Raw genomic sequence first — 12,590 nt, 5'->3', positions numbered from 1 at the left:
GTAAATGTAGCCTCTTGCTTTTATTGACCAATGACCTTGTCTCCATCATATCTTTTCCTCCAGCGTTGAACCTGTTGACGACTAGTATGATATCTCCTTGCTGCTTTTGCATTATTATCATATTTAATTGCATATTTAACTATCTAGAGAAGTCAAACATATGTGACACAGCTCTAAAATGTGTGTTATAATTGACATAATGTTCTCAATAATATATAATTATTTTATACATTGATATTATTTAGATAAATCTTATTAAATTGCAAAATTTTAAACCGTTCTTAAAATTTAATATAATTTCTAAAACACTAATTTCGTAATGAAATCAAAATTCATTGCAACATAATACCTATACTATTTTAAACTATAAAAAAACTAGAAATGAACGTGCTATATTATGACTAATAAATTGATTAATAAATTTTCTCAAAAATTAATCTGCTTTTTATTAGAATTTTCTATTGTATTTATTATTAACAAATACATATTTAAATACTATTAAATCATAGTTTTAGCCTTGTTATGTCATAATAAATTTTTAAAAGAGGTGCAAAAATGGTTAATAACAAAAAAGAATTCGTAAAAGAAATAACTCCTATGGAGGAAAACTTTTCACAATGGTACACAGATGTTGTATTAAAAACTGACTTAGTAGACTATTCTCCTGTAAGGGGGTGTATGGTAATTAAACCTTATGGTTATGGAATATGGGAAGGTATTCAAAGAGTTGCAGATTTGAGATTTAAAAAAACCGGTCATAAAAATGCATATTTCCCCCTCTTAATACCTGAGAGTTTTCTTGAAAAAGAAGCTAATCATTTTGAGGGATTTGCACCAGAGGTTCTTTGGGTAACCCAAGGTGGAACAGAAAAACTATCAGAAAGATTGTTTATTAGACCAACTTCAGAAACCATTATATGTACTATGTACTCAAAATGGATTAAATCATATAGAGATCTACCTTTATTAATCAATCAATGGGTTAATGTTGTAAGGTGGGAAAAAACTACTAGGCCATTTTTAAGAACCGCTGAATTTTTATGGCAAGAAGGTCATACAGTACACTCTACATATAACGAGGCTCAAGAGGAAACTTTACAGATGCTTGAAATATATAGACAAATAGCTGAAGATGAACTAGCCATACCCGTAATATTAGGGGAAAAAAGTAGAAAAGAAACCTTTGCTGGAGCTAATACAACTTATACCATGGAGGCTATGATGCATGACGGCAAAGCACTCCAAGCAGGAACCTCCCACAATTTAGGTCAAAACTTTTCTGAAATGTTTAATATTCAATACCTAGATAAAGACGGTAAATTAAAATATGCTTGGAGTACATCATGGGGAATATCAACTAGATTAATTGGAGCCATTATTATGGTTCATGGTGATAATAGAGGTTTAAAAATGCCCCCTAGAATTGCTCCTACCCAAATTGTTATTATTCCAATCGCTAGTCATAAAGAAGGAGTCCTTGATAAAGCATATGAACTAAAAAAACTTCTTGAAGATAATTTTAGGATTGAATTAGACGATAGAGAAGGATATAGTGCTGGTTGGAAATTTAATGAATGGGAAATGAAAGGTGTTCCATTAAGATTAGAAATTGGGCCAAGAGATATAGAAAAAAATCAAGTAATAGCTGTAAGAAGAGATACTTTAGAAAAATTTGCATTACCTTTAACTAACCTAAAAGAAAACATTACTAAAATTTTAGATGATATGCATACTTCAATGCTGGAACAAGCTATTAAATTTAAAAATGAAAAAACTTATTCAACAACAAATTATGATGAAATTAAAAATATCTTTGATAAAAATTCAGTATTTATTAAAACTATGTGGTGTGAAAATGGTGAATGTGAAGATAAATTAAAATACGATACAGGTGCTACTATTAGGTGTATACCTTTTGAACAAGAAGCCCTTGGAGAGCATTGCCCTATTTGTGGTAAAAAAGCAACTAAAATGGTTTACATTGCTAAAGCGTACTAAAATATTTAGATATGTGAGATTATAAGAAGTATTGGATTCGACTAAATTTAGTTTCTAATTTATATAAATTTAATTCTAACTCGCCAAAATCATAAGATAATATACATAAAATCTTATAATTTTGGCGTTAATTTTACTATTGAGGTGTCTGTTTTTTTATTTTAACCTCTAATTCTTTTGTTCTAGCAACATTAGCATACTAACATCAGATTGACTATATTATATAATTTAATATTTAAATATTAATATTTCACCTGTTCAATCATTTCTTCAAGTCTTTTAGAAATTTCTTTATTGCCTTCCATTACACTATTTATATCAGTTATTGCGTTAGCCACATCTAAGTTCATTTCTGCAATATTAGTAGTAGCTTTAGTAGATTCCTCTATGGTTGTAGAAATCTCATTTATGGATATAGATACATTGTCTAAAGTAGCTGTTAACTCTTCCGCTGTAGCACTTAAATCAGAAATTATTTCATTTAAAACATTCCCATCCTCTTTATATTGAGTTACCGAGCTAACCATCATATCATAATCCTTAATCGCATCCTCTTCTAAAAAATTTATTAATTGTTTTGTATCTTTTACCAATAAGCCTACAGATTAGGTAATCCCTTCAGTCACACTTTGTATTTCTTCTACTGTATCTTGAGAGATTTCTGCTAATTTTCTAATTTCTTCAGCTACTACTGAAAACCCTTACCAGACAGCTATTTCCTCAGAAGTAATAGCTCCTCTTTCAACTTTTTCAACAAAATCCTTCATTGCCTTATCTGTCCCTAAAACCGAATCATTAATAGATAGAGTAGATGCTGTAGTTTCTTCCATACCCGCAGATAATTCTTCTGTAGTAGCAGAAGTATCCTCAGCCAAATTCACTAATTGGTTAATTTTATTTATAGTTTCATCGTAAATATTGTTAGTCATACCTATAGAAGCGCCTATATCTTTAACAAAAAGTCTTAATTTATTTATAATCATTTGAAAAGATTTGCCCATATCACCTATTTCATCTTTTTTATTTAAATCTTTTAACTTAATATTTTCGCTTAAATCCAATTCTCCAATATTTCCCGCCATCTTTACAGCCGAATTTAAGGGCTTGTTAATAGTACCTGCAAAATATATAGAGAATATAAAAGACATAATAAGAATAATTATAGTCATAATAAAGGTTAATTTAATAGTATTATTAATAGGAGACATAGCTTTATCAACTGATATGGAAAGCCCTACTTTCCAATCTGTCTCACCTATGTTTTCGAAAAAGAAAAACCTATCATTTCCATCAAAATCTTCAGTTTTCCTATCTTGTAAACATAAACTATCTTTATTAATTATATCTGATAACTCCCCATTTAATATATCTTCTATATTTATAGAACCTTTTTCTGTTGTAGGATTAAATTCATCATTTAAATGGGTTAAAATACCGCCACTATCATCAGTTAGAAAAACATAAGACTCCTCTTCTAGATAAGATTGTGCAACTAATTCAACCAAATAATATATATATCTCAGATGCAACTATTCCAATTAACTTATTTCCTTCTTTTAAAGGTTTTGAAATAGTAATTATCATATCTCCCGTATTTGCATCAATAAAAGGTCTTTATATATATATCATCTTTTTCGATAGCCCCTTTATACCACGACCTAGAAATCGGATCAAAACCAGCATCGGGTATCCAATCTCCACCACAAATAAAATCTCCATCAACGATAGCCAAATAATAGGTGTTCCCATCATTAGCTTTAGATTGCTTTTTCAAATATCCTTTAATATAATCCCCTCATAATTTTTTTCATTATAAGCTATACTATCAGATGTTTCTATTAAAGATTCTATTTGTATAGCTATCCACTTGTCTAGTTCCTTAGCTATAATATTAGCAAAACTTTGATTATTAAGATTTACCTCTCTTTCTAATTCCTTTATAGATATGAGATAATTAATTAACGATATCAGTAAAATACTAATTAAGCAAACAACCATGCTAAATAGAATCAACCTTTTTCTAATTCTCATTCTAATTTCTCTTCTTCATCAACTTTGCTTCTTTGTAGAACTTTTATATTCAAAATACTCTTTATGTTAAATTCAATGCTTCTATTTATTCCTTGAATTATAAAAAATTATATCAAGATAACAAAAATAAAAACTCTTTGCTGACATCATGATCCATTTAACACTAGCCATTAAAGAGTTTTTCTTTCACTTAAGTATCATTTATTTTACAATTTTACTTTTTTAACTCTTATCAGTTTAATTACTCTGTTTCTACTGTTTCTGTTGGCCCTGACTCCTTTACCTCCTTTAACATTTTTACACTTGTATAAATAATAACGATAGTTACTAACCAAGTCAACATTTTAATTGGAAGCGATTTTACAATAAAATACGCTATTAAAACTCCAACAACTCCTCCTAATGTAAGTCCCATTGAAGCTTTCCTATCATATGCCCCCTCTTTGACAAACTTTATACTTGCTGCAGGCATTAAAAATGCACACGAACCCATCATTATGGGAAATGCCACCCTAGGACTCATACCCAAAGCATAAATCAATGCCATACAAGGAGCGTATAAACCAATACCTATTGTCATTAATGCTCCAAGAATAAAATTTACAACAATCCCTATAATTAATTTCATACCTGTTAATCCTAATGATTCTCCACCTGATGGCATCCAACCTACCTGCCCTGCAATCATTGATAATGCTACAACTAATAAAGCAATTCCCATAGCTATCCTAATTTGATTTACTGGTAACTTTACAACTATACTTGCCCCTATAACAGCACCTAAAGTAGCTGCACCTAATAATAATACTAATGTTAATGGGTCTACTTCAATTGCAGCTATAAATAAAAATGCTTCTAAAACTACTGGTATTGTATGTCCAACATTCAATGTCCCTGGTATTTTCTCGTCTTCTGTCATTTTCCCGAATTTAAATAGTGAAACTGTAGGGGCAAAACAACCAATTCCTAAAGTATCAAAAAAATCAGTTATAAACCCAACTCCTAGAAGCTTGCTCCATCCAGTTGTAGATAGTGAATCTTTATTGCCAAAAAAATCTCTGAAATAGCAAATTGCAAATATTCCCGTCAAAATTCCTAAAACTGTAAGGACTAATGTAACCATAATATACCTCCCTAAAGTTATGTTATGTTTTATCTTGTAATTCTAAATAAGAATTCAAAACTCGAACATTCTATGGTATAGTAATCAATGTTAGAAAATAAATGTCTTCAAGTTCAAGCAAAAACTTTTCTCACCATCATAACTGAGAAAAATAGCTGCCTATAAGTTGTTACCTTAAATATTCGTTTTGCTTAAGTGTTTCAATATTTATATGCTTGAGATTATCAAGGATACCTATTAAAATATTCACCTTTTCCTTAATAACCTCAAGTTAAATTCCCTACACTATCTCCCTACCTTTAAAATAAAGCCTATCCTAATACAAATCCATATTTAACAGGGTCAGAATCATCAATTACAAAATGATTAAATCCTGTTATATATGCAGAACCAGTTATCTCGGGTATAATTGCCTTAAATCCTCCAATAGTTACTTCCTCTAATACCCTTCCTTTGAATTTAGTGTTAATTATACTTTCATATACAAAAGGCTCATCTATTCCTAGTTCTCCTCTTGCATATAAAGTAGCCATCTTAGCACTTGTACCGGTTCCACACGGTGATCTATCTAACTGACCATTCCCAAAAACAACTACATTTTGATAGTTTGCTTCTTTAGTTTTTGGTTCTCCATAAATTTCAATCAAATCCACTGTGTTAATATGTTGTTCAATAGGATGCATTACTGAAACCTCTTTGTTTATAATCTCCTTCAGTTTCATGGCTCTCTCGGATATAATATTTGCATTCTTAGGATCAATTTCAACCTTTAGTTCGCTATCTTTTATTATTGCAAAAAAACTACCCCCAAATGAAATATCAAAAGTAACTTTGCCAACATTGGGCAGTTCTAATTGTACATCTTTTTTATATAAAAACGATGGTACATTTGTAATGGAAACTTCTTCCACCTTTCCACCATTAACTTTTACTCTAGATTTAACTAATCCAGCAGGAGTTTCTAATCTTATGTTTGTATAAGGTTCTTCCACTTCTATCATTCCTGTTTGTACTAGAATAGTAGAAGCTCCAATACTCCCATGCCCACACATATTTAAATATCCTCCACTATCCATAAAAATAATACCTATATCTGCTTCTGGGGTGGTTGGTTCCGTTATTATAGAGCCAAACATATCATTATGTCCTCTTGGTTCATGCATTATAGCTGTTCTTATATAATCCAAATTATTTTCTAAATATTGTTTTTTTTCCTGTATATTTTTCCCCGGTATAACTGGCACTCCACCCACTACAACTCTGGTCGGTTCCCCCATAGTATGAGAATCAATAATATGCAAACTTCTTTTAATTTTCATTATTTCTCCTCCCACATTACATAATTTTTGAACTGAAAACTAATACCTATCTTTTTAAATAATTCAATACAGGCGATTATAGTAAGTGTAAAAGTACATATCTATAACCACTTACCAACAAAATGCTTTTTATATTTAAACTATTATATTTTTGCAACATATTCATAGGGAAGACTTACTATTCTTCCTGGTGTTTCAATTATTTCTAGTTGTTTTAATGTGTCCCTAACTATATTTCTTTGCATTTCAGGGTTGTTTGGTTCACCTGCATTAGCTCCCATTGGTACCAATGGTGCTGTAACTCTGGGTGAGCCAGCTTGACGTACTACTGGAGGTAGAGCTGCAATTACAATAGTGGAAATTCCAGCTTCCTCAATCGCTCTCTGCACAATCACGGCAGAGCGGTGACAAGTTCCTCATCCTGCTGTTAGTAGTATTGCATCTACATTTTCCTCTTTTAATACTTGGGCTATTTTTGGTCCTGTTTCATTGGTAAATACTGAAACATCTCCACCACCACCCATGAAACCTATATGTTTAGGTGCTACTTCTTTTATTAATCCTTCTTCCTTCAGTTCCCTTAGTCTATCTATTGGAAACATACAATTAATATCTTTATTTACATCACTATTATCATATCCTCCATGGGATACCATTAAATCTTTACTATCTGCATCCCTTGGCACAATTCTAAATCCTGTGTCTCCAGCTAAGTTAAATCTTTTATCACTTTTAAGATGAACTCCTGCTGCCGTAACTAAAGCTACTGTCATTTCACTTAAGGGCTTTTCTACAGGTGTCCAAACCACTGGAGGTGTAATTGGTACATATATTTCAGATTGTAATCCCTTTATTACTGTAAGTCCCATATTTAATCCTCCTTTTCTAAATTTCTCTTTTTAATATTATTTACATAATCCTCATTTATTTCTTTGCTTAAAACTTCTGGATAGCTCATTATAAATCCTACTTCCTGTCCAATTTCTAATTTATAATTACTAATGACCATTCTTCTAGGTATTTTCATTTCTCCTAATCTACCTTTAAAGTCTATGGTTATGGCACAATCATTTATATCTACAATTATGCCCTCAAAATACTGTTCGCTAGAAATATAGTTCAATCTATCCATAGTTTATTTCTCCTCTGTTTCTAACTCATCTTTTTCATAGATTTCTCTTCTTTTCCTACTCATTTTTAATGATGTTTCATTAGGTTCTATTTCTATCTTTTGCCCTGTTGACTTTTCAATTAAATCTATATTGTTTAATTTTACATTAGGATCCCAGGATCTTTTTGGCTCCAATACTTCTTCACCAGCCATTTTCGCCTTTAGCATATATAGTATTCTTACTGCATCTTCATAAGCTAAACAATTGTTTTCTAAAATTTCATTTTCTATTCCCTGTCTAGATTTATTTAAATCTATCATTGCATCCATATATTTATTTCCAACTACTAATTGACCTTGAATTGCTGCATATGTTACCCCTACTACAGGTATATTTCTTTTACCTACTTGCTCAATATGGGATGCAAAATCAATATGATTGTTTCCAAATCCTTCTGTGGTAACTATAGCGCCATCTAAGTCCATTGCTTCTACCATCATTCCCAATAGTTTAGAAACATAAAATTTCTCAGAATTTATTTGTGGTGAGCCAACAAATATTACTCCAGCTAAATCTATTTCTTCATCAGCCATAGCTTCTAATACCAAAGGTTCTCTCCAATAATGTCTAGAGGTTTCTTTTGATGCAGGTCCAATACAAGTTAATGCATGAACACAACCATCTAATACTTGCAATGGGGATACCATAATTGGTACATTTCCTAAATCTACATTAGCTTTTGCCCCTAGGGTACCTACAGGTTCTACTGGCAATAAATAATTATCATGCATTGCACCTTGTCCCATTATTTCCTTAATAATTACAATCTTTTTCTTCCTTGGATGCCTTTCTTGGACAAATTCTTCAGTATTTACTATTAAGTCTTCCTCTACCTTTTTAAGTGCATCCCTAATTTCTTGAACTATAATGTCTGTAGCTCTATGGGCTGACATAGGCCCTGGTCTTTCCATACCAGTACCTTCTTTCACTACAACATCAGTTTTTATAAATATTTCACCTAGTTCTGGAGAACCTGGCCTTCCCCACATTATATTTCTTTCAAGTATCCCTTCTGAAGAACCAAATTCTCCTATTTGAACTCCATTTTCATCTGTACCAGTAACTAATACTACAACTCCATCTATTACTCTAGTAATACCTTCTCCTAATTCCCCTTCTTCTTTAGTAGCTATAGGCTGAACATCCATAATAGTATTGCTAAATTCCTCATAATCTTTAGGTGTAATAATATCTATTTTCATATCCTTAACTAATTCTTCTGTTGCTATAGCATCTTTACAAATATCTTCTCTAATAGTTAAAGTATTTTTTTCTATTGTGGTTTCTTTGCCAAATTTTACTTCATCTATTTTCAAATGTTTTCTAACTAACTTTCTAATAACTTTTTCTTCTTCTATTTTTTCATCTTTTACTTCTTCTTTTTCCTTTGCTTTTTTTTTAGTTTCCTGAACCACTGGACTTCCAGCTGCTTGTAGTGGAACTTCAATATCTATTCCTTTTCCTTCTGCAATTTTAATCTTAAGTACCCCTCCATTAGATACTGCTGATAAGCTTCCATCTTTAGATACTATTTCATCTTCATATCCCTCTAATAAATTAGGAGTAATAGGTGTTAAGGCTTCTACATCTTGGTTCAGCTTTTCCCCTAAGACTTCTTTTATACTTAAAACATTTTCATCTAAATCTATTAATAATGAATCTGATAATTTGTCAAAATGCATAGGATTTTCCAAGTCTTCTAACTCTATAATATCTCCTTGATTTTTATTAAACTTTAAAACGGCTTTTTCATCTTTATTTACTGATTCCACATCCTCTGATACCAACTCTTTTGCCCCTTCTACAATATCTGGAGTAAGAGGTGATAGAGAATCTATTGTTTCCGTTACAGTTGCTCCAATTACTTCTCCAATTTTTAAACAATTGTCTGGAATTGTTAATAGTCCAGAATCTACAAGATCAGGGAAAATACTTGGATCCTCCAAATGTTCTGCTTCAATAACAGTACCTTCCTCTGTTCTACAACATACAACAGCTAATTCATTTTTCATTTCTGCTGCCTGTTCTACACTTATTGACATTGATTACAACTCCTTTCATAATTATTTTTCCATAGGTAGTCTTCTAGTTAGTGGATAGTCTAAGGTCCTAAATACATGGTCTGTATGGTGGTATACAGGTATTCCCATTTTGGGTGCACAGCACATTACAGTATTGGAACAATCGCTACAATTAGCAATTATGACTCTTTCAGCACCACTTCTTTTCAAAGCAATTATTTTTTCTGCTTGCCCAGGACAATCTCCTGGAGTTTTACATTTATTTGCCCCTTTTACTTTTACAATATTTTTACATTCTTCAACTCCAGTAACTTTAGAACCCATCTTTTCAGCTACATCTCTTAATCTTTCCTCATCAGCAGCACAAGCACAAACCAATAAACCTACAGGGCCATTGTATTTAGGAAATGGTATAGTAATTATGGCACCACCTGAAACCTTTGTTAAAAGGGCTGAATCTAAATCATCTGATTTGCCTGTATATGGTCCTCCAATAATTACTTCTCCATATTCCCCATCAATTCCACCACATTGATCAATTAAATTTTTAATAGGCGTACCAATAGGTATTTGAAATAAAGTATTAGGCTCATTTCCAGTTTTTAATTTCCCTATGATAGTTATATCTTTGTCTATAACTGGTTTTCTATATTCTATGGCTCTAGCTATATTGGCTAGGGTTTCCGTATTTAATACTACGGAATTTGCTTCTAAAGGTAATTGATTAGGTTCTAGCCATTTACCAAATATGGCGTGTAAAATAGCCCTTTCCTCACCCATTGGATACATGTCCTTAAGTTCTTTAATTTCAATCTCTGTTCCATCTAAATATCTCTTTAAGGAATTAATAGCCTTTGTATTTTTACTTTTAATTGCTATATAGGCCTTTGGAGCCTTTGTGATTTCCATAGCATATTTAATACCCTTTATAACTATTTCTGGATCTTCCTCTATTAATCTAATATTGTGATGTAGAGCTGTCTCACATTCTACACAGTTTGCAATTACATAACCATTTTTTAGATTTGCATTTAATTTTATATGAGTTGGAAATCCAGCACCACCTGCCCCTACAATCCCAGCATTTTCTATGATTTTAAGATAATCATCACATTCATCAATTTTTACATAATCTTCACTTTGCTTTTCATCTGCAGAAATGATTATTCTATCTTCCTCAATTTTTTCCACAACTCCTGACACGCTGGAATGAATATTGGCTCCTAATCCTTCAGGTACTCCAATTAATTGTCCTCTTTTTACTCTTTCTCCTTCTTTAACTATTGCCTTACATGGCCCTCCTATATGTTGTTTTAATAATATAGAAATATTCAATGTTTCACCTCCTAAAACTAATTTTATCTATATACTATAAAAATGCAAAAGTCATGCCAATATATAAAAAAGGACTTGTGACCCTGAAAACTCAAGATATACAAGTCCTTTCTTTGAAAACTCTATTCTAGATAAACTGACGAAACTTAGTCAACCTATTTTATATTTTATTTCCCTTCCATCCTTAAATTATCGAATTTAGAAATTATATTTTGACAGTGACTACAAATAGTCATTGTCAAAATATAGTCATACCCTAATTAATTTAATCCATAATGTTTCATTTTAGAATGTAATGTAGTTCTAGGTATATTTAATAGTTCTGCAGCTTTGGATTTATTTCCTTCAGTAATTTCTAGGGCTCTTTCTATTAAGGATATTTCCAAAGCTTCTACAGAAACATTTAAATCTAATGTATCTCCAATTTCATCTTTTACCTTATTTTCTTCTACTAGGCTTTTTCTAATACTCTTTGGCAATAAATTCTTTGTAATTAAACTAGTTTTATTTAGAAATACCATATATTCAACCACATTTTTTAATTCCCGTGCATTTCCTTCCCAATGATATTCTGTCAATATATTTATAACTTCCCTATCTATTTGGGGAACTTCTATATTGTTCTCATAACATACTTCTTTTAAGAAATAATTAAATAATAAAATAATATCTTCCTTTCTATCTCTTAAAGGTGGAATATGAATATTTATAACATTTATTCTATAATATAAATCCTCCCTAAATTTGCCTTCTTCAACCATCTTTTCTAAATTCCTATTGGTAGCAGATATTATTCTAGTATTAAGATTAATAAATTCTTCGCCTCCTACTCTTTGAATAGTTTTTTCTTGTAATACTCTTAATAATTTTGCTTGCATAAATAATGGTAAGTCTCCTATTTCGTCTAAAAATATGGTGCCATCTTCAGCAAATTCAAATAAACCAATTTTTCCGCCTTTTTTTGCCCCAGTAAAAGCTCCTTCTTCGTATCCAAAAAACTCTGATTCAAATAGTTCTCCTGGTATAGCACTACAGTTTACAGGTACAAAATAACCTTCCACTCCACTATATCTGTGGATTGCCCTAGCAAATATTTCCTTACCAGTGCCACTTTCCCCTGTTATTAATACTGATGCGTTAGTTTTCGCAACTTGCTTTGATATTTCGATGTTTTTTTGTATGGCTTTGCTTTTACCTATAATTCCACCAGGATTATCTCCAGTAAATTTACTAAATTGGTTTTCTAAAAACTCTAGTTTTTCATTTGCTTTACGCAATTGATTTTGCATATTTTTAATTTCTGAAATGTCTCTATCGGTACTTACAACACCTATAAATTCTCCTTTAATATAAATAGGTACAGCACTGATTATTATATGGCAACCTTCTTTAGGAGTATGGTATACATTTTTAATTGGTTCCTTTGTTTCAATAATTTTTGCATCTATGGCATTAGGAAAATAATCAATTAAAAATTTACCCTTTATCTTATCTTCACTTATTCCATATAACTTTTCCGCATTCTTGTTCCATATAACCACTTTTCCTTCCTTGTCCACAACACATACGGCTTCCTGTATATTGTCTAATA

At 31.2% G+C, this 12,590-nt stretch carries 13 protein-coding genes; 1 reads left to right on the top strand and 12 read right to left on the bottom strand.

Going from position 1 to position 12,590, the window contains the following annotated elements; genetic code table 11:
* Positions 1 to 20 precede the first annotated feature (20 nt).
* Positions 21 to 143: a helix-turn-helix domain-containing protein gene (locus VK071_08835; protein ID HLR35413.1), complete on the bottom strand. Its 123-nt coding sequence runs from the start codon at positions 141 to 143 to the stop codon at positions 21 to 23.
* A gap of 412 nt (positions 144 to 555) precedes the next feature.
* On the opposite strand from VK071_08835, the gene proS reads away from it, so the two are divergent.
* Positions 556 to 1,998: a proline--tRNA ligase gene (gene proS, locus VK071_08830; protein HLR35412.1), complete on the top strand. Its 1,443-nt coding sequence runs from the start codon at positions 556 to 558 to the stop codon at positions 1,996 to 1,998.
* 242 nt (positions 1,999 to 2,240) lie between these two features.
* Here the strand turns inward: proS and VK071_08825 are convergent, their stop codons facing one another.
* From VK071_08825 to VK071_08775, 11 genes are all read right to left on the bottom strand, one after another.
* Complete coding sequence (locus tag VK071_08825; GenBank protein ID HLR35411.1) at positions 2,241 to 2,591, bottom strand: hypothetical protein; 351 nt, start codon at positions 2,589 to 2,591, stop codon at positions 2,241 to 2,243.
* A 108-nt stretch (positions 2,592 to 2,699) separates the two neighbouring features.
* A complete protein-coding gene (locus VK071_08820; protein ID HLR35410.1) occupies positions 2,700 to 3,503 on the bottom strand; it encodes a methyl-accepting chemotaxis protein in 804 nt (267 codons plus the stop codon).
* Between the two features lie 95 nt (positions 3,504 to 3,598).
* Entirely contained in the window at positions 3,599 to 3,730 is a 132-nt protein-coding gene (locus VK071_08815; protein HLR35409.1) for a hypothetical protein, read from the bottom strand.
* A 38-nt stretch (positions 3,731 to 3,768) separates the two neighbouring features.
* Positions 3,769 to 4,029 (bottom strand): hypothetical protein, encoded by a 261-nt coding sequence (locus VK071_08810; protein HLR35408.1) that lies wholly within the window; start codon positions 4,027 to 4,029, stop codon positions 3,769 to 3,771.
* A 241-nt stretch (positions 4,030 to 4,270) separates the two neighbouring features.
* Positions 4,271 to 5,152, bottom strand: coding sequence for a sulfite exporter TauE/SafE family protein (locus VK071_08805; protein ID HLR35407.1), 882 nt, complete (start codon positions 5,150 to 5,152; stop codon positions 4,271 to 4,273).
* Between the two features lie 311 nt (positions 5,153 to 5,463).
* Positions 5,464 to 6,471 carry a proline racemase gene (locus tag VK071_08800; GenBank protein ID HLR35406.1) on the bottom strand — a complete coding sequence of 336 codons (1,008 nt, stop codon included), beginning with the start codon at positions 6,469 to 6,471 and terminating at the stop codon, positions 5,464 to 5,466.
* Positions 6,472 to 6,614: 143 nt separating this feature from the next.
* The gene (gene prdB / locus VK071_08795; GenBank protein HLR35405.1) at positions 6,615 to 7,340 is read right to left on the bottom strand and encodes a D-proline reductase (dithiol) protein PrdB; all 726 of its coding nucleotides are present in this window, start codon (positions 7,338 to 7,340) and stop codon (positions 6,615 to 6,617) included.
* 2 nt (positions 7,341 to 7,342) lie between these two features.
* The gene (locus VK071_08790; protein HLR35404.1) at positions 7,343 to 7,603 is read right to left on the bottom strand and encodes a CBO2463/CBO2479 domain-containing protein; all 261 of its coding nucleotides are present in this window, start codon (positions 7,601 to 7,603) and stop codon (positions 7,343 to 7,345) included.
* 3 nt (positions 7,604 to 7,606) lie between these two features.
* Positions 7,607 to 9,685 carry a D-proline reductase (dithiol) proprotein PrdA gene (gene prdA, locus VK071_08785; protein HLR35403.1) on the bottom strand — a complete coding sequence of 693 codons (2,079 nt, stop codon included), beginning with the start codon at positions 9,683 to 9,685 and terminating at the stop codon, positions 7,607 to 7,609.
* Positions 9,686 to 9,706: 21 nt separating this feature from the next.
* A complete protein-coding gene (gene prdC, locus VK071_08780) occupies positions 9,707 to 10,999 on the bottom strand; it encodes a proline reductase-associated electron transfer protein PrdC (protein HLR35402.1) in 1,293 nt (430 codons plus the stop codon).
* A gap of 260 nt (positions 11,000 to 11,259) precedes the next feature.
* A partial coding sequence (locus tag VK071_08775) for a sigma 54-interacting transcriptional regulator (GenBank protein ID HLR35401.1) occupies positions 11,260 to 12,590 on the bottom strand: 1,331 nt, incomplete at its 5' end.

The organism is Tissierellales bacterium, from assembly GCA_035301805.1.
Classification (GTDB): Bacteria; Bacillota; Clostridia; order Tissierellales; family DATGTQ01; genus DATGTQ01.
This window is presented reverse-complemented; position numbering and strand designations above follow the sequence as displayed.

Coding starts and splice junctions, on each gene's coding strand:
- proS (HLR35412.1), top strand. CDS start 556: ATGGTTAATAACAAAAAAGAATTCGTAAAAGAAATAACTCCTATGGAG.
- VK071_08810 (HLR35408.1), bottom strand. CDS start 4,029: ATGAGAATTAGAAAAAGGTTGATTCTATTTAGCATGGTTGTTTGCTTA.
- VK071_08805 (HLR35407.1), bottom strand. CDS start 5,152: ATGGTTACATTAGTCCTTACAGTTTTAGGAATTTTGACGGGAATATTT.
- VK071_08800 (HLR35406.1), bottom strand. CDS start 6,471: ATGAAAATTAAAAGAAGTTTGCATATTATTGATTCTCATACTATGGGG.
- VK071_08790 (HLR35404.1), bottom strand. CDS start 7,603: ATGGATAGATTGAACTATATTTCTAGCGAACAGTATTTTGAGGGCATA.
- prdA (HLR35403.1), bottom strand. CDS start 9,685: ATGTCAATAAGTGTAGAACAGGCAGCAGAAATGAAAAATGAATTAGCT.